Annotated in this window: 16 protein-coding genes and 1 pseudogene; 3 read left to right on the forward strand and 14 right to left on the reverse strand. The window is 68.1% G+C overall.

What is annotated here, in order from left to right; translation table 11 throughout:
- The first annotated feature begins 17 nt into the window (after positions 1–17).
- On the forward strand, positions 18–866 hold the full coding sequence (locus ACVWZ7_RS13280; RefSeq protein WP_456508111.1) for a class I SAM-dependent methyltransferase: 849 nt from the start codon (positions 18–20) through the stop codon (positions 864–866).
- A gap of 191 nt (positions 867–1,057) precedes the next feature.
- Here ACVWZ7_RS13280 and ACVWZ7_RS13285 read toward each other — a convergent pair whose 3' ends face one another.
- Together ACVWZ7_RS13285 and bcp are read right to left on the reverse strand one after the other, a co-directional pair.
- Entirely contained in the window at positions 1,058–2,008 is a 951-nt protein-coding gene (locus tag ACVWZ7_RS13285) for a hypothetical protein (protein ID WP_456508112.1), read from the reverse strand.
- A gap of 243 nt (positions 2,009–2,251) precedes the next feature.
- A complete protein-coding gene (bcp, locus tag ACVWZ7_RS13290) occupies positions 2,252–2,731 on the reverse strand; it encodes a thioredoxin-dependent thiol peroxidase (protein ID WP_344365822.1) in 480 nt (159 codons plus the stop codon).
- A gap of 176 nt (positions 2,732–2,907) precedes the next feature.
- Between bcp and ACVWZ7_RS13295 the strand changes: the two genes are divergently transcribed.
- Positions 2,908–3,882 carry a serine hydrolase gene (locus tag ACVWZ7_RS13295; RefSeq protein WP_456508113.1) on the forward strand — a complete coding sequence of 325 codons (975 nt, stop codon included), beginning with the start codon at positions 2,908–2,910 and terminating at the stop codon, positions 3,880–3,882.
- 133 nt (positions 3,883–4,015) lie between these two features.
- Here ACVWZ7_RS13295 and ACVWZ7_RS13300 read toward each other — a convergent pair whose 3' ends face one another.
- From ACVWZ7_RS13300 to ACVWZ7_RS13355, 12 genes and pseudogenes are all read right to left on the reverse strand, one after another.
- Positions 4,016–4,513, reverse strand: coding sequence for a peroxiredoxin (locus ACVWZ7_RS13300; protein ID WP_344365816.1), 498 nt, complete (start codon positions 4,511–4,513; stop codon positions 4,016–4,018).
- A gap of 44 nt (positions 4,514–4,557) precedes the next feature.
- The gene (locus ACVWZ7_RS13305) at positions 4,558–5,370 is read right to left on the reverse strand and encodes a winged helix-turn-helix domain-containing protein (RefSeq protein WP_456508114.1); all 813 of its coding nucleotides are present in this window, start codon (positions 5,368–5,370) and stop codon (positions 4,558–4,560) included.
- Positions 5,367–6,710 (reverse strand): allantoinase AllB, encoded by a 1,344-nt coding sequence (gene allB, locus ACVWZ7_RS13310; RefSeq protein ID WP_344365811.1) that lies wholly within the window; start codon positions 6,708–6,710, stop codon positions 5,367–5,369. Before allB ends, ACVWZ7_RS13305 begins: the two co-directional genes overlap by 4 nt.
- On the reverse strand, positions 6,703–7,914 hold the full coding sequence (locus ACVWZ7_RS13315; RefSeq protein WP_456508115.1) for a glycerate kinase: 1,212 nt from the start codon (positions 7,912–7,914) through the stop codon (positions 6,703–6,705). The genes allB and ACVWZ7_RS13315 overlap by 8 nt, the downstream gene beginning before the upstream one ends.
- Position 7,915: 1 nt before the next feature.
- Positions 7,916–9,706 (reverse strand): glyoxylate carboligase, encoded by a 1,791-nt coding sequence (gcl, locus tag ACVWZ7_RS13320; protein ID WP_456508116.1) that lies wholly within the window; start codon positions 9,704–9,706, stop codon positions 7,916–7,918.
- Positions 9,707–9,828: 122 nt separating this feature from the next.
- The gene (locus tag ACVWZ7_RS13325) at positions 9,829–10,707 is read right to left on the reverse strand and encodes a 2-hydroxy-3-oxopropionate reductase (RefSeq protein ID WP_456508117.1); all 879 of its coding nucleotides are present in this window, start codon (positions 10,705–10,707) and stop codon (positions 9,829–9,831) included.
- Positions 10,708–10,746: 39 nt separating this feature from the next.
- A complete protein-coding gene (locus tag ACVWZ7_RS13330) occupies positions 10,747–11,547 on the reverse strand; it encodes a hydroxypyruvate isomerase family protein (RefSeq protein ID WP_456508118.1) in 801 nt (266 codons plus the stop codon).
- A gap of 206 nt (positions 11,548–11,753) precedes the next feature.
- Positions 11,754–11,915, reverse strand: coding sequence for a glycine zipper domain-containing protein (locus ACVWZ7_RS13335; RefSeq protein WP_202615868.1), 162 nt, complete (start codon positions 11,913–11,915; stop codon positions 11,754–11,756).
- A gap of 234 nt (positions 11,916–12,149) precedes the next feature.
- The gene (locus ACVWZ7_RS13340; RefSeq protein ID WP_116767195.1) at positions 12,150–12,965 is read right to left on the reverse strand and encodes a bifunctional allantoicase/(S)-ureidoglycine aminohydrolase; all 816 of its coding nucleotides are present in this window, start codon (positions 12,963–12,965) and stop codon (positions 12,150–12,152) included.
- On the reverse strand, positions 12,962–14,299 hold the full coding sequence (locus ACVWZ7_RS13345) for a DUF6986 family protein (protein WP_456508119.1): 1,338 nt from the start codon (positions 14,297–14,299) through the stop codon (positions 12,962–12,964). Before ACVWZ7_RS13345 ends, ACVWZ7_RS13340 begins: the two co-directional genes overlap by 4 nt.
- A 3-nt stretch (positions 14,300–14,302) precedes the next feature.
- Positions 14,303–15,902: pseudogene (aceB, locus tag ACVWZ7_RS13350) on the reverse strand (malate synthase A).
- Positions 15,903–15,927: 25 nt separating this feature from the next.
- A complete protein-coding gene (locus tag ACVWZ7_RS13355) occupies positions 15,928–17,352 on the reverse strand; it encodes an NAD-dependent malic enzyme (protein ID WP_344365789.1) in 1,425 nt (474 codons plus the stop codon).
- A gap of 203 nt (positions 17,353–17,555) precedes the next feature.
- On the opposite strand from ACVWZ7_RS13355, the gene ACVWZ7_RS13360 reads away from it, so the two are divergent.
- Positions 17,556–18,311 carry an IclR family transcriptional regulator gene (locus ACVWZ7_RS13360; RefSeq protein ID WP_116767191.1) on the forward strand — a complete coding sequence of 252 codons (756 nt, stop codon included), beginning with the start codon at positions 17,556–17,558 and terminating at the stop codon, positions 18,309–18,311.
- Positions 18,312–18,367: the final 56 nt, after the last annotated feature.

Consider the following 18,367-nt stretch of genomic DNA (forward strand, 5'->3'; position numbering starts at 1 on the left):
CGAGCCAAGGATCCGCCATGTTAGCCTCAGCCGACCGCGTTCGCGACCAGCAGCGCCTGCTCTGGGATGAGTTCTCGGCGGGCTGGAAGAAGTGGGACGTTGAACTGCTTGACTGGCATGCCCCGTTCGGGGACGCCCTGCTCGAGGAGCTCCGGCTGCGCCCCAACTCCTGGGTCCTGGATGTCGCGGCAGGCACGGGGGAACCTGCACTCAATGTGGCCGGTCAGGTGCCGGACGGGCGGGTGGTCCTCGCTGACATTTCCGCCGGTATGCTCCGCGTGGCCGAAGAAAAGGCATTGACCCGGGGCCTGCACAACCTGGACTTCAAGGTTTGCGACGCTGCTGCCATGCCCTTTGGTGACAACACGTTTGACGCCGTGTACTGCCGCTTCGGTTTGATGTTCTTTCCGGTCATGTCCGCGGCCATGCGCGAGATGGCGCGCACCGCCAAGCCGGGCGCCCGGGTCGGCGCCGTCGTCTGGGGACGCGCCGCCGAGAACCCGTGGGCCAGCCTGATCCTGGGCACGATTGCCCGGCACCGCGAGCTGCCCATTGCGCCCGCAGGGACTCCGGGGCTTTTCCGCTGTGCACCCACCGGGTTCATGACGCGGATGTTCACGGACGCCGGGCTGGTAGACGTGACCGAGCGCAAGGTCAGCACCGACCTCGTGTTCGAATCCCCGGAGAGCTATTGGGAATTCATGACCGACATCGCGACCACAGTGGCGATGGGGCTGGCCAAGGCGGACGAGAAGTCTCGGGCTTTGATCCGCTCGGACGTATTCGCGTTGCTGGGCCGCTATGAGCACGACGGCGCCATCCGGCTCCGGTCCACCGCCACGGTGGTTGCCGGGACCAAGGTGTAGGCAGCCGGCCGGTTTTCGCGCCGTTTTCGGACCGGCGCGTCGCCATTGGTCGGATGCGGCCCGGATCCGCGCTGCATCCGACTGGTTCCGGAGCCGTGGTCCGAAACCGCAGCGAAAACCGCCCGGAGCGCGGCCCGGATCCGCGCTGCCCGTGTCCGATTCCGTAGCGCCTGCCCGGAAGCTTGGCAGGATCAGCGTCGGCAGGACGGGAGTGTCTGCCGCGGAACGCCTGCCGCGGCCAGAAATACCTCAAATTTTCCGGGATTGGACAGCTCCGACCACGTCCAGCGGATCACGCGTCGGCCGGTGGCGCGAATCCGGTCCTCCCGGCGCTTCTCATCGGTGAGGGCCTCAGCGGGTGTCCGGCCCTGCAGGAACTCCGCCTTGCGGTACTTCACGAGTCCGTCGAATTCACCGCAAAGCTGCTCCTCCGGCCAGTCAAAGTCTGTGAATGCGACCAGCCCGCGGGCGTCGCGGATTTCGACCTGAAGGAGGGGAATCCGGAAGCCGAGCCGGTGCATCAGGGCGCGGCTCACCGATTCTCCCGGGGAGCCGGACGCCGGATCAGCGAAATCCAGGGCGGTCCGGATTCGCCGGGCAGCGGCTTTTGTGTAGTTGCCGTCGATGCCGGTGTGGAGTTCCTCGCGGCTGAGCGGTGGCAGATTGTCAGGCTGCGGCCGGAGGACGTGGTCGAATACCGTGACTCCCTGTTCGAACGATTCGAAGGCGGCCAAGTCCAAGGCTGTCCGGACGCGGTCCGTGACGAGGAGCCCGTGACGCTCCTTGATCTGTGCCGAGTCCAAATCGACGAAGTGCCGCCGGACCCCGGCGCGCGAGCGGCCGCCGCCGTCGTCGGAAGTGCAGGCATGCACCAGATGGCCGTGGCCCAGCAGCGGCATGTCCCACAGGGCTGCGGAAGACTGGCGACAGAAGATGGTGCGGCTCTTCAACGTGGAAGCCGCCGCCCGGATGAGGACCGGATACCGGTCCCACGGCGTCAGCGATTCCCAGTCCTGCACCCGGACGTAGACGCCCTGCCGGATCCGCCGGAGCTGGCCGGACTTCGCCTGCCGGGCAAGGCCCCGCGCATCCTGGCCGAGCCGCGCAAGGTCGCTGCTAAGAATCAGTGGTGGTAGTTCCATGCCCCGATGGTGGCCCGTGAGGCGGGGCCGGACAACCACCACTGGGGCGGATGTGGAGAACTCCTCCGCGGCAGTTTCAGACCGGCGCGACGACGTCGGACTGGCGCGCCGTGGATCCGCGTTGCCTGTGTCCGGTTGCGTAGCCGTGGTCCGAAACCGCAGCAAGAACCGCCCGGAGCGCATCCCGAACCTCCCGGCGCGGACGCTTGGACGCCCGAACCGCGGGGCCCAGGGCGCGGACGGTTAGACGCCCAGTTCTTCCTTCAGCGCCGCGACGTGGCCCTGGGCCTTGACCTGGTACTGCGCGAGCTTCACCTTGCCCTCGGTGTCCAGCACCACCGTGGAGCGGACGAGGCCCTCGGTGACCTCGCCGTGGACCAGCTTCTCGCCCCAGGCGCCGTAGGCGAGTGCGACAGCGTGGTCCTCGTCGGCCAGGAGCGGGAAGGTCAGGGCAAAGTCGCCGGTGAAGTGGGCCAAGGCCTCGGGGGCGTCGGGGGAGATGCCCAGGACCTCGTAGCCCGAGCCCTGCAGGGACGCGAGGTTGTCGCGGAAGTCGCAGGCCTCGGTGGTGCAGCCGGGGGTCGCGGCCTGCGGGTAGAAGTACACGATGACGTTCTTGCCGCGGTAGTCGGCGAGGGACACGGGCTTGCCCTCGGCATCGGGAAGGGTGAATTCCGGGGCCGGGGTGCCGGGCTGGAGCTTGACGGTCGGATTGGCGTTCATGAGGATCCTTTAGGGGAGGGAGACAACGGGTCTGTGGTGCACAACACCGGTGGTGCAGGCTGTATTCCGCCGTCTGGCAACGCCCGTCGGCGTCCGCCAGTTGCGCCGGGTCCGGTGCGCGGTGACAGCTTTTTCAATAGCTCCGGCATAGGTGTCGTGGCTAGTTTGAAGCAACTATGGAACAGCACACGCCAGGCCAGCGACGATTCGGACCCCGGCCCGCGACGGGCGGCAAACCGCGCCGGGCGGCCGTCCAGCTGCGGACCCTGATCGCGGCGGCCTGTGCAGCAGTGCTCGCCGTCGCGCTGGCTGCCGGCATCTTCTCAGCCGCGGAGGCACGAACGACGACGGCCGCCGCGGGAGCACTCGCTGCCAGTCCGGCGGCCGGCAGTGTTTCGCCGTCGGCCGGTCCCGGCGCGTCGGCCCCGGCATCCGCCGCGGCGGCAGGATCCGTCGACGCCGCACTGGACGCGAAAATCCAGGCCATTATCGACGCCAACAGCCAGTATCAGATCGGCGTGGCGCTGGTCGACGTGTCGTCCGGCGCGGACCCGGCAGATGTCCACGAATACGGGGTCCGGGAGCAGTTCGTGGCGGCCAGTACCGCCAAAGTCCTGGCCGCCGCGGCCTACTATCACCTGGTCGAAACCGGCGCCGCCAGCCTCGATGACCCTTTGGGCGACTACACCGCCGGGTTCCAGCTGCGCGAAATGATCCAGCAGAGCGACAACGACTCATGGTCGCTGATCATGGATGCCGTGGGCCACGAAGAGCTGACGGAGTACGCGGCGTCGCTGGGCGTGACCTACGATCCGGAAACCAACACGCTGACCCCGGCGGAAATGGCCAGCGTCCTGGCCGGGGTCTATTCCGGAACGCTCCTCAACGCCGAGGACACCGCGCAGCTGCTGTCCTACATGCAGGACACCAACTACGAGACGCTCATTCCCGCCGCCGTGCCGGATGGGATAACGGTGTTCCACAAGTACGGGCTCCTGGACGATGAACTGCACGACGCCGGCATCCTCACCAAGGACGGCACGGCCTACGCGCTGGTCATCTACACCAAGGGCCAGAGCCTGAGCGACGTCCCGGAGCGCACCGAGGTGATCCATCAGCTGACGCAGGCCGTGACGGGCGCCCTTTTCTAGGCCGCCCGTGAGGGAATGTGCGGCGTCTTCGGGAATCCGCGGCGGAATCAGACGACCGCACCGCGGATCCGCGGCGCCCCTGTCCGAAACCGTGGCAGAAAACCGAACGCAGCGCGGAGCGGGCGTCCGGCGCTTAGACGCCCAGCTCCTCGCGGAGAGCCCGCACGTGGCCCTGCGCGCTGACCTGGTACTGGGCCAGGACCACGTTGCCGTCGGGGCCCACCACCACGGTGGACCTGAGGGTTCCTTCGCGGACTTCGCCGTCCACCAGCTTCTCGCCCCAGGCTCCGTACGCCAGGGCTGTGGCGTGGTCTTCGTCCGCGAGCAGCGGGAAGGTCAGGGCATGCTCGGCGGCAAAGGCGGACAGGGCCTCCCGCGCGTCGGGGGAGATGCCCAGGACCTCGTAGCCCGCGCCTTGGAGGGCAGCGAGGTTGTCGCGGAAGTCGCACGCCTCCGCGGTGCAGCCGGGGGTGGCGGCGCGGGGGTAGAAGTAGACAATGACGTTCTTGCCGCGGTAATCGGCCAGGGAAATCCGGCGCCCCGCGGAGTCGGTCAGCGTGAACCCGGGGGCCGGAGCACCGGTCTGGAGCCTGGTGGTGGCGTGCAGCTGGGTGGGTACCGTAGATGGCATGGAGTTCCTTCGATTGCGGGTCGGGATGGTGGTGGCAGCGGGGGTCAGATGCTGTATTCCGCTGGTCCGCGGACGGTCGCCAGCGGACCGGGGACGAAGCGGTAGCCGCCGCTGCGGACGGTGACGACGGCGTGCCGGCAGCCCTTGAGCTTCCGGCGCACCCGGCCGACGTACACATCGATAGACCGGGTGGCCGCACCAGGGGTGTCGAACGCGTCGAGGCAATGCTGCAGTTCCTGCCGGCTTACCGTGCGGGAGCAGTTCTGCACGAGGCATCTCAGGAGGGTGAACTCCACGTCCGTCAGGGGCACGCGCTCGCCGTCGAGCCTGGCCTCCCCGGCCGCGAGGTCGACGGCGAGACGGGTGATGCTGCCCGGGGCAGGCGCGAGCGGCGCCCCGCCGTCGGCTGCGGCCCTGCCGTCGTCGTCAGCCCTGACAGGCAGTTCAGCCCCGGCGGGAAGTTCACCTCTGGCAGGCAGTTCAGCCCCGGCGGGAACCTCCGGTGCGGTTCCCGCCGGGGTGCCCTCCTCGCCGGGGGACCGGACGACGGCGGACGTTGCTGCCCCGGCGGCGGGCCTAAAGTGGACTTCCGCCTCCGGGGCACATCTGAGGGCGCGGCCAAGCACGAGTTCGGCCGCCCGTGCCAGGGCCGCCGGGTCGCAGTCGGCGTTGTCCGGAAGGGTGACCCAGACGGCCAGCCCCTTCGCGGTGAGGCCGGACTGTCCAGCTCGTCCGATCTGTCCAGGCCGTCCGACCCGGCCAACAGGTTCGGCCCGGCCGACAGGTCCGGTCCGGCCAACCGGGCCGCACTGTCCGTAAGCGGCGTGTGCCGGGCCGGCCGCGGCCGGCTGGCTCATACGCCGCCGCGGCGGATCAGCTTGCCGGTCGGAGTCCGGCCGTCAACCAGGGTGCCGCGGAGGTAGGTCTGCCGGACAACGCCGGAGAGCGCCTTGCCGTCATACGGGGTGATGGGGTTCTTGTGCTTGAGCTTGGAGACGTCCACGACGTACGCCTCGTCCGGGGCAAAGACGGCGAAGTCGGCGTCGTACCCCAGCGCGAGCTGGCCCTTGTTGGTGAGGCGTGCCAGTGCGGCCGGCTTCTCGGCCATCCACGAGACCACCTGTTCCAGGGGGATGCCGCGGTGCCGGGCCTCGGTCCAGATCAGGGAGAGGCCCAGCTGCAGCGAGGAAACGCCGCCCCAGGCCACCGCGAAGTCCCCGTTTTCCAGGTCTTTCAGGTCAAGCGTGGATGGGGAGTGGTCCGAAACGATGCAGTCAATGGTGCCGTCTTGCAGGCCTGCCCAGAGCAGTTCGCGGTTGGAGGCCTCGCGGATCGGTGGACAGCACTTGTAGGCGGTGGCCCCGTCGGGGATTTCCTCGGCCATCAGGGTCAGGTAATGCGGGCAGGTCTCAACCGTGAGGTGGACGCCGTCGCGCTTGGCGCTGGCGATCATGGGCAGGGCATCGGAAGACGAGAGGTGCAGGATGTGGGCGCGGGCGCCGGTCCAGCGGGCCCGTTCGATGACCTCGGCGATGGCCTTGTTCTCGGCGCCGCGCGGGCGGGAAGCCAGGAACGTCGAGTAATGGTCGCCACCCGGGTGGGGTGCCCGGTCGATCGCGTGCGAGTCCTCGGCATGGACGATCATGAGCGAGTCAAAGGTCTTGAGCTCGGCCATGTCCTCTTCCATCTCGTCAGCGTCCAGGTGCGGGAACTCGTCCACACCCGAGTGCAGCAGGAAGCATTTGAAGCCGAACACGCCCTCGTCGTGGAGGCCGCGCAGCTCGGCCTTGTTCCCCGGCACGGCGCCGCCCCAGAACCCGACGTCTACGAACGCCTGGTCCTCGGCCACCTCGCGCTTGAGCTTGAGCCCTTCCACCGTGGTGGTGGGCGGGATGGAATTCAGCGGCATGTCGATGATGGTGGTCACGCCGCCGGCCGCGGCCGCCCGGGTGGCGGAGGCGAAGCCTTCCCATTCGGTGCGGCCGGGCTCGTTGACGTGGACGTGGGTGTCCACGAGGCCCGGCAGCAGGGTTTCGTCGTCGGCGAGCTCAATCACTTCTGCGCCGGCTAGCCCGTTGCCCAGGGGCTCGATCGCGACGATCTTGCCGCCGCGCACGCCCACTTCACGCGCCGCAATGCCGGCGGTGGTGAGGATGCGCCGGCCCCGGATGACGAGGTCAAAGCGTTCTTCAGACATTGAGGGGCTCCTTCGTGCAGGCAATTTTCGCTGGTGCGGTGCTGGCCGGGACCAAGCCCGGCAGTTCCGCGCCGATGCGCTTTCCCAATTGTTCAAGCAGGGGACCTGCTTCGGCTATACAAGTTTCTACCTTGGCCTCCAGCGAAGTCAGCGGGTAGACCTGCCGGAATCCGGATTCCTTCTGCTGTTCCGGTGTCAGGGTGGTGCGGCCGCAGACCGCGACCACCGGGACCCCGGCTCGCCGGGCCGCCCGGGCAACGCCCGCGGGAGTCTTGCCCAGCAGAGTCTGTTCGTCCAGGCTGCCTTCGCCGGTGATCACCAGGTCCGCGCCGGACAGCCGTTCTGCCAGTCCGGTGAATTCGAGGACGACGTCGATGCCCGGCCGGCGGGTCGCGGCCAGTGCCGCGATCGCCGCGTAGCCCACGCCGCCGGCTGCGCCCGCGCCCGGAGCTTCGGCCGCCCGGAGCGCCCGGGGGCCGATCTCGGATGCCAGGACCTGCACGAAGTGGGCCAATGCCGCATCCAGGAGCACGACGTCGGCGGGGGTGGCGCCCTTTTGCGGGCCGAAGATGCGTGCGGCGCCGGACGGTCCGAGCAACGGGTTGTCGACGTCGCTGGCGAGCACGAAGCGTGCCTCGTCCAGGCGGGAGTCGAACCCGGAGAAGTCGATCCAGGCCAGCCGGGCGAGGGCTGCCCCACCGAGCGGCAGCTCACGGCCGTCGGCGTCGAGCAACCTGGCGCCGAGACCCTGCAGGACGCCGGCGCCGCCGTCGGTGTTGGCGCTCCCGCCGACCCCGAGGATGATCTGCCGGCACCCGGCGTCGAGCGCTGCGCGGATCAGTTCGCCGGTTCCCAGGCTGCTGGCGCCGGTGGCGCTCGCCGAATCCGGCGCGGCACCGGCGCCACTTCCGGGCAGCACGGCGAGCCCGGAGGCGGTGGCCATCTCGATGACGGCAACGCGACCGCGGACGGCGAAGTCCGCGCGGACCGGCTCACCGGTGGGGCCGCTGACGACGGCGCTCCGGCGGGCGAAGCCGGAGCCGACGGCGGCATCGAGGGTGCCCTCGCCGCCGTCGGCCACGGGAATCCTGAGTACCTCAAGGTTGCCGCCACAGGCCCGTTGGAGCCCCATTTCAACGTGCCGGGCAACGTCCGGGGCCGAGAGCGAGCCTTTGAACTTGTCCGGCGCTATGACCACCCGCATCTCAGGCCTGCATCGCCAGGATGGCGGTCGGGGCGTCTTCGGCGGTCTCGGCCAGTTCTTCGAACTCGTTGACCGCGTTGATCTCCACACCCATGGAGATGTTCGTGATCTTTTCCAGGATCACTTCCACCACCACGGGAACCTTGAACTCGCCAGCCAGCGCCTTGGCCTTGTCGAAAGCGGACGCCAGATCGTTGGGGTCCTCCACGCGGACGGCCTTGCAGCCCAGGCCTTCGGCCACCTTGATGTGGTCCACGCCGTAGCCGCTTGCCGTTGCCGAGAGATCAGTGGAATTGATGTTCTCGAACGCCAGGGACACGTTCTGTTCCATGTTGAAACCGCGCTGGGACTGGCGGATCAGGCCCAGGTAGGAGTTGTTGACCACCACGTGGATGTAAGGCAGGTTGAACTGCGCGCCGACGGCCAGTTCCTCGATCATGAACTGGAAATCGTAGTCACCGGACAGGGCAACAACGGTCTCGTCCGGCTTGCCGCGGACAACGCCGAGGGCGGCCGGGGCGGTCCAGCCCAGCGGACCGGCCTGGCCGGCGTTGATCCACTTGCGGGGGCCGAACACGTGCAGCATCTGGGCGCCGGCGATCTGTGACAGGCCGATGGTGGACACATAGGTGGTGTCCTTGCCGAAGGACTTGTTCATCTCCTCGTACACGCGCTGCGGCTTGATCGGGATGTTTTCGAAGTGTGTCTTGCGGTGCAGGCTGGCCTTGCGCTCGGCGCACTCGGCCGCCCAGGCGCTGTAGTCCGGCAGGGTGCCGGCGGCCTTGCGCTCGCGGGCGAGCTCGACCAGCCCTGCCAGGGCCGCGCCGGCGTCGGAGGCGATGCCCAGGTCCGGGGAGAACACGCGGCCGATCTGGGTGGGCTCGATATCGATGTGCACGAACGTGCGGCCGGCCGTGTAGGTGTCCAGGCCGCCGGTGTGGCGGTTGGCCCAGCGGTTGCCGATGCCGATCACGAAGTCGCTGCGCAGGTAGTTCTCGTTGCCGTACCGGTGGCTGGTCTGCAGGCCCACCATGCCGGCCATCAAGGCGTGGTCGTCCGGGATCGCGCCCCAGCCCATCAGGGTGGGGATGACCGGAACGCCCAGCAGTTCGGCCAGTTCCACCAGCTGCTCGGAGGCGCCGGCGTTGATGATGCCGCCGCCGGCCACGATCAGCGGGCGTTCGCCGGCCGTCAGCATGTCAAAGGCCTTTGCCAGTTGCTTGCGGCTGGCCTTCGGCTTTTCCACGGGCAGCGGCTCGTAGGTGTCGATGTCGAACTCGATCTCGGCCATCTGAACGTCGATGGGCAGGTCCAGCAGGACCGGGCCCGGGCGGCCGGAGCGCATCAGCTGGAAGGCCTTCTGGAAGGCGCCGGGAACCTGGCCGGGCTCCAGGATGGTCATGGCCATCTTGGTGACGGGTTTGGCGATGGACTCGATGTCCACGGCTTGGAAGTCTTCCTTGTGCAGCTTGGCAACCGGGGCCTGGCCGGTGATGCACAGCATCGGGATGGAGTCTGCCCAGGCTGCGTACAGCCCGGTGATCATGTCCGTGCCTGCGGGGCCGGACGTGCCGATGCAGATGCCGATGTTGCCGTCCGCCGCACGGGAGTAGCCGTCAGCCATGTGGCTGGCGCCCTCAACGTGGCGGGCCAGGGTGTGGCGGATGCCGCCGTGGGCCCGCATCGCGGAATAGAACGGGTTGATTGCCGCCCCTGGCAGGCCGAACGCCTCGGTGGCGCCCTCCTTTTCCAGGATGGCGACGGCTGCGTCAACAGTGCGCATCTTCGTCATGGTGTGCTCCTTGAAAGTCTGTTTTGGGTGTGGAGGGGGAGCCGCCGTCGTGAAGTACGACGGCGGTTGCCCTGTTTTGCTTGGTTCCGGCCTGTCGCCGGGCTGCCTACTTCCGGCCTGGGTTACTTTCGACCGCTGAGCTGGAGGACCTGCTTGAAGAGGCCCGAGTGGTCCAGTCCGCCGTCGCCCTGGTTGACGGTGGCGGCGACGAGCTGCGCGACGACGGCGCCGAGGGGGATGGCGACGTTGGCCTCGCGGGCAGCAGAGGTGACGATGCCGAGGTCCTTGTGGTGCAGGGCCAGGCGGAATCCGGGGTCGAAGTTGCGGTCCAGCATCTTCTGGCCCTTCTGGTCCAGGACCTTGGAGCCGGCGAGTCCGCCGCCGAGGACCTTGAGGGCGGCGTCGGTGTCCACGCCGTAGGCCTCGAGGAAGGCAATCGCCTCGGCCAGGACCTCGATGTTGACCGCGACGATCAGCTGGTTGGCTGCCTTGACGGTCTGGCCGGAACCGGACGGGCCGACGTGGACGATGGTCTTGCCGACGGCCGTCAGGACGTCCTGGGCGGCCTCGAAGTCAGCGGCGTCGCCGCCCACCATGATGGACAGCGCGGCATCAATGGCGCCCTGTTCGCCGCCGGACACCGGTGCATCGAGGGGACGGATGCCGGCTGCTTTGGCGTCGTCGGCCAAACGCTTGGCGACGTCGGGGCGGATGCTGGATGCGTCGATCCAGAGCGCGCCCTGCTTCGCGTTGGCGAACACGCCGTCGGCGCCGCTGACGACGCCTTCAACATCGGGGGAGTCCGGGACCATGGTGATGACGACGTCGGCGTTCTTGACGGCGTCCGCAATGCTCGTGGCGCCCTGGCCGCCTTCGGAGACGAGCTTGTCGATCTTGTCCTGGCTCCGGTTGAAGCCGGTGACCGCGTGGCCGGCCTTGACGAGGTTGATGGCCATGGGCAGGCCCATGATGCCGAGTCCGATCACTGCAACGTTGCTCATTGTTTTTCCTTTACTGAAGTCTTGTTAGCGCGGGCGGGACTAGCCTGCGGCGTGCTGGCGGATGGCCCAGGCGAAGGCGGTTTCCGCCGTTTCCTTGTATTCGAGGCCGATGTAGCCCTCGTAGCCGAGTTCGCGGCTGCGGGTGATCCATTCGCCCAGCGGCAGGGTCCCGGTTCCGGGGGCGCCGCGGCCGGGGCTGTCGGCGATCTGGATGTGGCCGAAGTCTTTGGCGTGGCCTTCGATGACGGCAGCGACGTCGTCACCGTTGACCGCCAGGTGGTAGAAGTCGGCCAGGAGCTTGATGTTCTCCGCGCCGGTTTCGTTCTTGACCCGGGCGATGACGTCGAGAGCATCCGCCGCGGTTAGCAGCGGGTAGCGGGCCGCGCCGCTGACCGGTTCCAGCAGGACGGTTCCGCCGATCCGGGCGACTACGGCGGCTGCGGCGGTCAGGTTCTGTACGGCCAGTTCGTCCTGTTCCTCGGGGGAGTGCTCCTCCTGGCGGTTGCCGTAGAGGGCGTTGAAGGCGGTGCAGCCGAGTCGCGCGCCGATCCCGGCGACGACGTCGATGTTGTCTTTGAACTCGGCGCTGCGGCCCTTCCAGGACACGAGGCCCCGGTCTCCGGCGGGCATGTCGCCGGCGTTGAAGTTCAGGCCGGTGAGCTGCACGCCGGCATCGGTGATGGCGTTCTCGAACCGGGTGACCTGGGCGTCGGTAGGGACGGAGGTCTCGAAGGGCCACCAGAATTCGACGGCGTCAAAACCGGCGGCCTTCGCCGCGGCCGGGCGTTCCAGGAGAGGGAGCTCCGTCAGGAGGATGGAGCAGTTCACGGTGTACGTCATTGTGGGTTCCTTCCGGTGTGGGCGGGAGCTGGATCCCGGGCTTCGTTGCCTTGCAGACCGTTTCCTGCGATTTCCGCTTTGTGGAATTTAGATTCTGCTTTATGAAAAGTGTAGGGAAGTTAGGGCAGGAGAGTCAAGGGGTGCGCGTCAAGCGGCGTACGTCCGGGAAGGGCGCGGGGGTGCTGCGGATCCGGCGAAGGGTGGTTCTACCGCTTCGTGGGATCTTTCCGGGCTGCCAGGCCCACGAGCGCGCCGATGCCCAGGCCGATCAGCAGGCCTGTGAACGGCTTGTCGACGGTGGTGACTCCGATGGCGAAGCCGAGGGCCGCGCCAAGGAGCATTCCGATCCACAGGGATTCGTACTTCACAGCCTCAGGCTAGCAAGCATCGCCCGGGCCGCAAGGGTTTCCGGCTTGGGAACCACATTTGGTGCGGAGGCGCGCACGGCCCCGGAACCACGAAAGAGTCCGGAACCACGAAGGAGCCCGCCCCGACAGGCGGGGCGGACTCCACAGGGTGATTCAGCACAGCGCGGATCAGCACTCGCTGGAGCAGCAATGTGCGGACCAGCAGTGCGTGCACCGGTACGGCGCGGACCTGCCTTAGGTCAGGCGGATCTGGCGGTTGACGTCCTTGTAGAGCAGGTAGCGGAACGGACCCGGGCCGCCGGCGTAGCAGGCCTGCGGGCAGAAGGCGCGGAGCCACATGAAGTCGCCGGCCTCGACTTCCACCCAGTCGTCGTTGAGGCGGTAGACGGCTTTGCCCTCCAGGACGAAGAGTCCGTGTTCCATCACGTGGGTTTCGGCGAAGGGGATGGACGCCCCGGGCTGGAACGTGACGATGTTGACGTGCATGTCGTGGGCGAGGTCGTCGGGGTCCACGAAGCGGGTAGTGGCCCAGGCCCCGTTGGTGTTCGGCATGGGCCGCGGCTCGACGTCTTGGTCACGGGTGACGAAGGATTTGGCTGTGAAGCCTTCCAGGGGCTCGTAGGCCTTGCGGATCCACTGGAAGCTGGCGGCCTCCCCGGCGGAGTCGTTGGACACTTTCCAGTCCGAGCCGGCGGCGAGGTAGGCATAGCCGCCGGCCTCGAGGTGGTGGATTTCGCCGTCGAGGGTCAGTGTCAGTTCGCCCTTGGTCAGGAAGATTACGCCTTCGACGCCGGCCTCTGCCTCGGGCTTGTCGCTGCCGCCGCCCGGGCCCACCTCGACAATCAGCTGCGAGAACGTCGTCGCAAAGCCGGCGATGGGCCGGGCGATGATCCAGGACCGGGTGTTGGTCCAGCCGGGAAGGTTGCTGGTGACGATGTCGCGCAGCACCCCCTTGGGGATGACGGTGTAGGCCTCCTTGACCACGGCGCGGTCGGTGAGGAGCTGGGTCTGCGGCGGCAGACCGCCTTCGGGTGAAAAGTAGTTGCTCATGGGTGTGTCCTTTTCGCTGAGGGGGTGGAGGAAGCGGCCAGCCGCGGGTGGGCCAGCACAGTGAGCTGGGGAAGTCCGACGCCGGCCAGCGCCAGGACTTCATCGGCGCCGACAGCGCCACATTGGACGCCGCGCAGCACAAAGGCCGCCAGGGCGCGTGCGGTGGCGGGCTCATCCATGACGCCGCCGCCGGTTTGTTCCACGTAATTGCGGAGCCGGGCAGCGGCAGCGGGGAGCCCTTGCCGGTAGAAGGCGTAGGTCGCGGCAAACCGGCTGGGCAGCTGGGCCGGGTGGAGGTCCCAGCCCTGGTAGTAGCCGCGTTCCAGCGACCGGCGGACAAGCCGGCCGTGGAGCTGCCAGGCCTGTTCCACGTTGTCGCCCACCGGGATGATGTTGGTGGAGCCGTCGGAGAGCCGGATGCCGGTGCCGGCCACGGCAAGCTGCATGACTTCCTTGGCGAAGTCCGCCACGGGATGCTCCATGGACTGGTATTCGGCCGAGATCTGCAGCGACGCGGAGTAGTCGTACGTCCCGTAGTGCAGCCCGCTGATCCGGCCGGGCACCGCGTGCGGCAGGCGCGCCACCGGAGAGGTCCCGTCCGGGCCCAGGATGAGCTGCGGCGTTTCCACCTGCACCTCGAACCGGAGCCGGCCCGCGGGGAGCGAGTGGACGTCCTCGAGCCGGGACACGGCGAAGGCCATGGCCTCCACCTGCGCCACGGTGGTGACCTTGGGCAGGGTGAGGATGAGCCCATCCGGGAGTTCGCCGGCCGCGGCCAGCTGCGACACGAAGAGGTCCAGGGTCCGCAGTCCCCGGGCCCGGGTGGCGGCTTCGAAGCACTTGAAACGGATTCCGATGAACGGCGGCGCGGTGCCGGCGGCGACGGCGGTGGCCACGGCGGACCCCGCGGCGACAGCGGCGGTGTCCTCGGCGTCGTCGCCCCGGTCCCCGAACCCGTCCTCGAAGTCCAGCCGGAGGTCCTCGACGGGCTCGGTTGAGAGTTTGGCCCGGACCCGGGGCGCGACGGCGGCGGCCAGGTCGGCGTCCTGGCCCTGCAGTGCGCACAGGCTTTCGACGCCGCCGCGGGCGTCCACCGCGGCGAGGGCCTGGGCGCCCCAGTCGGCGGTGAACTCCGGGCTGAAGCGGTCGGCGGGAACGTAGACCGTGTGCACGGGCTGGCGGGAGCCGTCATCGCCCGGGTAGTTGCGCTCCAGCAGCCGGTCGGTATCGGCGAGCTGCGCGTCAATCCTGGCGAGGTCGGCCCCGGACAGGGACTGCGTCACCGGTCCCTGGCTGCTTCGGTGCAGTCCGGCGCCGGCGGAGGTGGCTGCCATGCTTCAGCCCACCAGCTCGTAGGCCGGGGTGGTGAGGAAATCGGTGTAGTCCTCGGACAGGCAGATGTCGCCGATCAGGCGGCTGGCCGGAAGGTAGTGCTTCGCAAAAGCGTCCTCGCCCACCTCGCCGCGGAGCTTCTCGGTCTCCTCGGCGAGGATGGCGGACACCAGTTCGCGGGTGACGGTCCGGCCGGTGTCGGCGAGCACCGAGTGGTTGCGGATCTGCTGCCAGACCTGGGACCGCGAGATTTCTGCCGTGGCGGCGTCCTCCATCAGGTTGTGGATGGCCACGGCGCCGTTTCCGGAGATCCAGACGGCGGTGTAGGCCACGGCCACGTAGAGGTTCAGGCGCATGCCTGCCTCGGTCACCTGGCCCTGGGCGGAACGGATGTCCAGAAGCTGCTCGGCGGTGACGCTGACCTCGGGCCGCTGCTTGTCCAGCTGGTTGGGCCGCGCACCCAGGACGGAGTCGAACACCTCGCGGCAGATCGGCACCAGGTCCGGGTGCGCCACCCAGGAGCCGTCGAAGCCGTCGTTGGCCTCGCGGGTCTTGTCCGCCCGGACCTTCTCGAAGGCCTGAGCGGTCACCTCGGGTTCGCGCCGGTTGGGGATTACCGCCGCCATGCCGCCCATGGCAAAGGCGCCGCGGCGGTGGCAGGTCTTGACCAGGAGTTCGGTGTAGGCCCGCATGAACGGCGCGGTCATGGCGACGCTGGCCCGGTCGGGAAGGACAAAGCTCTCGCCGGCGTCCCGGAAGTACTTGATGATGCTGAACAGGTAGTCCCAGCGTCCGGCGTTCAAGCCGGAGGCGTGGTCGCGGAGTTCGAAGAGGATCTCGTCCATCTCGAAGGCCGCCGGGATGGTCTCGATCAGGACGGTGGCGCGGACGGTGCCCTGCGGGATGCCGAGATAGTCCTGCGCGAAGACGAAGATCTCGTTCCACAGCCGTGCCTCGAGGTGGCTCTCCATCTTGGGCAGGTAGTAGTACGGTCCGTGGCCGTTCTCCAGGAGCCGCTTGGCGGTGTGGAAGAAGTGCAGGCCGAAGTCCACCAGGGCGCCGATCGTGTGTTTCCCCGCCGATCAGCAGGTGCCGTTCGCCCATGTGCCAGCCGCGGGGCCGGGCCACCACGACGGCGAGCGGGGCGTCAGTGCGCAGCGCGTACTCCTTGCCTTCGGGCGAGGTGTACTTCAGTGTTCCCTCGGCGGCGTCGCGGAGGTTGAGGATCGATTCGACCACATTGGACCAGGTGGGCGTGCTGGCGTCCTCGAGGTCGGCGAGCCACACCTTGGCGCCGGAGTTCAGCGCGTTGATGGCCATCTTGGCCGGGGCGGCCGGCCCGGTCATCTCGACCCGGCGGTCCTTCAGGGCTGCCGGTGCCGGAGCAACGCTCCAGTCGGCGTCGCGGATTTCCCGGGTCTCCGGCAGGAAGTCCAGGCGGCCGGTCCGGGCAACGTGCTCGCGCTTGACGGCTCTGGCCTTGAGAAGTTCGGCACGGGTTCCGGCAAAGCGGAGGTGAAGTTCCTCGACGAAGGCGAGAGCCTCCGGGGTCAGGATTTCCCCGGCCCGGTCGACGGGCTGGGGATCGGTGACGGTGAGAGCCATTTCTGGTCCTTTCCTAGGCTGCGAATCAGGCGTGGGCCGGGACGGCGCGGGTGGCGGCGTGCGCGGAGTTCGCGCGCGCCGCCGCGGCGACGGCGGCGGCGACGTCGGCGGCAACGTGCGGGTCGAAGACGCTGGGGATGATGTAGCTGGCATTGAGCTCATCGTCCGCCACGCGGTTGGCGATTGCCTTCGCGGCGGCCACCAGCATTTCCGGGATGATGTCGGAGGCGCCGGCGTCGAGCAGCCCGCGGAAGAAGCCCGGGAAGGCCAGTACGTTGTTGATCTGGTTGGGGTAGTCGCTGCGGCCGGTGGCCACAACGGCCGCGTGCTTCGACGCGATCACCGGGTCGATTTCCGGCGTGGGGTTGGCCATGGCAAAGACGATCGCATCCTTGGCCATGGAGGCAACCTGCTCCTCGCCGATCACGTTGGGGGCGCTGACGCCGATGAAGACGTCCGCACCCTTGAGGGCCTCGTGCAGGGAGCCCGAGAAGCCGGCCTCGTTGGTGTTGGCCGCGATCCAGGAGCGGTGTTCGTCGTCGTATTTGGCGCCGTGGTGGATGGCGCCGGAGCGGCCGGCGGCGATGATGTGGTTGGCGCCCTGGGCCTTGAGCAGTTGGATGATGGCCGAGCCTGCGGCGCCGACGCCGGAGACCACGATCTTGACATCGGCGAGCTTCTTGCCCACCACGCGCAGGGCATTGACCAGGGCGGCCAGGGTGACGATCGCGGTGCCGTGCTGGTCGTCATGGAAGACCGGGATGTCCAGTTCCGCACGGAGCCGGTTTTCAATCTCGAAGCAGCGCGGCGCGGCGATGTCTTCCAGGTTCACGCCGCCGTAGACGGGGGCGAGGGCCTTGACGATCATGATGATTTCCTCGGTGTCCTGGGTGTCCAGGCAGACCGGCCAGGCATCGACGTTGGCGAACTGCTTGAAGAGGGCGGCCTTGCCTTCCATGACCGGGAGCGCCGCGGCCGGGCCGATGTTGCCCAGGCCCAGGACGGCGGAGCCGTCGGTGACGACGGCGATGGTGTTGCGCTTGATGGTCAGGTTCCTCGCGGCGGAGGGGTCCTCCGCGATCGCCAGGCAGACGCGGGCGACGCCGGGGGTGTAGGCGCGGGAGAGGTCGTCGCGGTTGCGCAGGGCCACCTTCGGGACCACCTCGAGCTTCCCGCCAAGGTGCATCAGGAAGGTGCGGTCCGAGACATGCTGGACCTTCACGCCGTCGAGCGCGTTGAGGGCGTCCTTGACGCGGGCTGCGTGGTCGTCGTCGGTGGTGTTGCAGGTGACGTCGACGACGAGCGTGTCGTGGTGGGATTCGGTGACGTCCAGGGCGGTGATGGCCGCGCCTGCTCCGCCGACTGCCGCCGCCAGTTCGCTGGTGGCGGTGAAGCTGGACGGCGCTTCCACGCGCAGGGTGATCGAATTTCCGGGGCTGGGGTTCGCCATTGAGTTCCTCCTGGTATGGCCCGTGACGGGCCGCTCACGCTTCGATGAATGTTTTCGTATTATGGATATTATTATCTGCTTAGTGGAAAAACAAGCCTTGTTGTGTCATTGGCCGGGTGGCGGGGTGCTGTATCTTTGGTTTTCAGCTGTATTTCACGATGTGGATAAGAAATGTCGACGCCGACGCGCAGGAGAGAATCTTTATGGCTGATAAGCCCTCGGGAGGCGTGCAGTCCGTTGAGCGCGTCTTCGAACTTCTGGAACTGATTACCGATGCGGGCGGCGAGGTCACCCTCAGCGAGCTGTCCAATTCCACCGATCTGCCCCTTCCCACCATTCACCGGCTCCTGCGCACCCTCGTTGCCCTGGGGTACATCCGGCAGCTGCCGAACCGCCGCTACGCGCTGGGGCCGCGCCTGATCCGCCTGGGTGAGGCGGCCAACAAGCAGCTCGGCTCGCTGGCCAGGCCCCAGCTCAAGTCTCTTGTGGACCGGCTGGGTGAAACGGCCAATATGGGTGTCCTGGACTCTGACATGGTCATCTACGTCGCCCAGGTGCCGTCGCTGCACTCGATGCGCATGTTCACCGAGGTGGGCAAGCGCGGCTACATGCACGCCACCGGCATGGGCAAGGCGATCCTGGCCCAGCTGGACGATGACACGGTCCGCGGCATCGTCGGACGCCAGGGGATGCCGACGCCCACCCCCAAGAGCATTGGCGACGTCGATACGCTCCTGGAAGACCTGAAGCTCATCCGCCAGCGCGGCTACTCCATTGACGAGGAAGAGCAGGAGGTTGGGGTGCGGTGCTTCGCGATGGCCATCCCCGATGCCCCGACGCCGGCCGCCATCTCCGTGTCCGGGCCCGTGTCCCGGGTGGACCAGGCGTTCGCGGACAAGGCCGTGCCGCTGCTGCGGGAGGCCGCCCGCGCGATCTCGGACGAGCTCAAGCAGGGCTGATCCGCCGGGGCAAAACGCCGCCGTCCGGATCCGGACGCACGACAAGCGGGGCCTAC

This window comes from Arthrobacter sp. TE12232 (assembly GCF_054062615.1).

What these genes read in the sequence shown, in the direction of transcription:
- ACVWZ7_RS13280 (WP_456508111.1), top strand. Translation starts at nt 18, where the DNA reads ATGTTAGCCTCAGCCGACCGCGTTCGCGACCAGCAGCGCCTGCTCTGG.
- ACVWZ7_RS13300 (WP_344365816.1), bottom strand. Translation starts at nt 4,513, where the DNA reads ATGCCATCTACGGTACCCACCCAGCTGCACGCCACCACCAGGCTCCAG.
- ACVWZ7_RS13285 (WP_456508112.1), bottom strand. Translation starts at nt 2,008, where the DNA reads ATGGAACTACCACCACTGATTCTTAGCAGCGACCTTGCGCGGCTCGGC.
- ACVWZ7_RS13315 (WP_456508115.1), bottom strand. Translation starts at nt 7,914, where the DNA reads ATGCGGGTGGTCATAGCGCCGGACAAGTTCAAAGGCTCGCTCTCGGCC.
- allB (WP_344365811.1), bottom strand. Translation starts at nt 6,710, where the DNA reads ATGTCTGAAGAACGCTTTGACCTCGTCATCCGGGGCCGGCGCATCCTC.
- ACVWZ7_RS13305 (WP_456508114.1), bottom strand. Translation starts at nt 5,370, where the DNA reads ATGAGCCAGCCGGCCGCGGCCGGCCCGGCACACGCCGCTTACGGACAG.
- ACVWZ7_RS13325 (WP_456508117.1), bottom strand. Translation starts at nt 10,707, where the DNA reads ATGAGCAACGTTGCAGTGATCGGACTCGGCATCATGGGCCTGCCCATG.
- ACVWZ7_RS13295 (WP_456508113.1), top strand. Translation starts at nt 2,908, where the DNA reads ATGGAACAGCACACGCCAGGCCAGCGACGATTCGGACCCCGGCCCGCG.
- ACVWZ7_RS13330 (WP_456508118.1), bottom strand. Translation starts at nt 11,547, where the DNA reads ATGACGTACACCGTGAACTGCTCCATCCTCCTGACGGAGCTCCCTCTC.
- ACVWZ7_RS13355 (WP_344365789.1), bottom strand. Translation starts at nt 17,352, where the DNA reads ATGGCGAACCCCAGCCCCGGAAATTCGATCACCCTGCGCGTGGAAGCG.
- bcp (WP_344365822.1), bottom strand. Translation starts at nt 2,731, where the DNA reads ATGAACGCCAATCCGACCGTCAAGCTCCAGCCCGGCACCCCGGCCCCG.
- ACVWZ7_RS13345 (WP_456508119.1), bottom strand. Translation starts at nt 14,299, where the DNA reads ATGGCAGCCACCTCCGCCGGCGCCGGACTGCACCGAAGCAGCCAGGGA.
- ACVWZ7_RS13360 (WP_116767191.1), top strand. Translation starts at nt 17,556, where the DNA reads ATGGCTGATAAGCCCTCGGGAGGCGTGCAGTCCGTTGAGCGCGTCTTC.
- gcl (WP_456508116.1), bottom strand. Translation starts at nt 9,706, where the DNA reads ATGACGAAGATGCGCACTGTTGACGCAGCCGTCGCCATCCTGGAAAAG.
- ACVWZ7_RS13340 (WP_116767195.1), bottom strand. Translation starts at nt 12,965, where the DNA reads ATGAGCAACTACTTTTCACCCGAAGGCGGTCTGCCGCCGCAGACCCAG.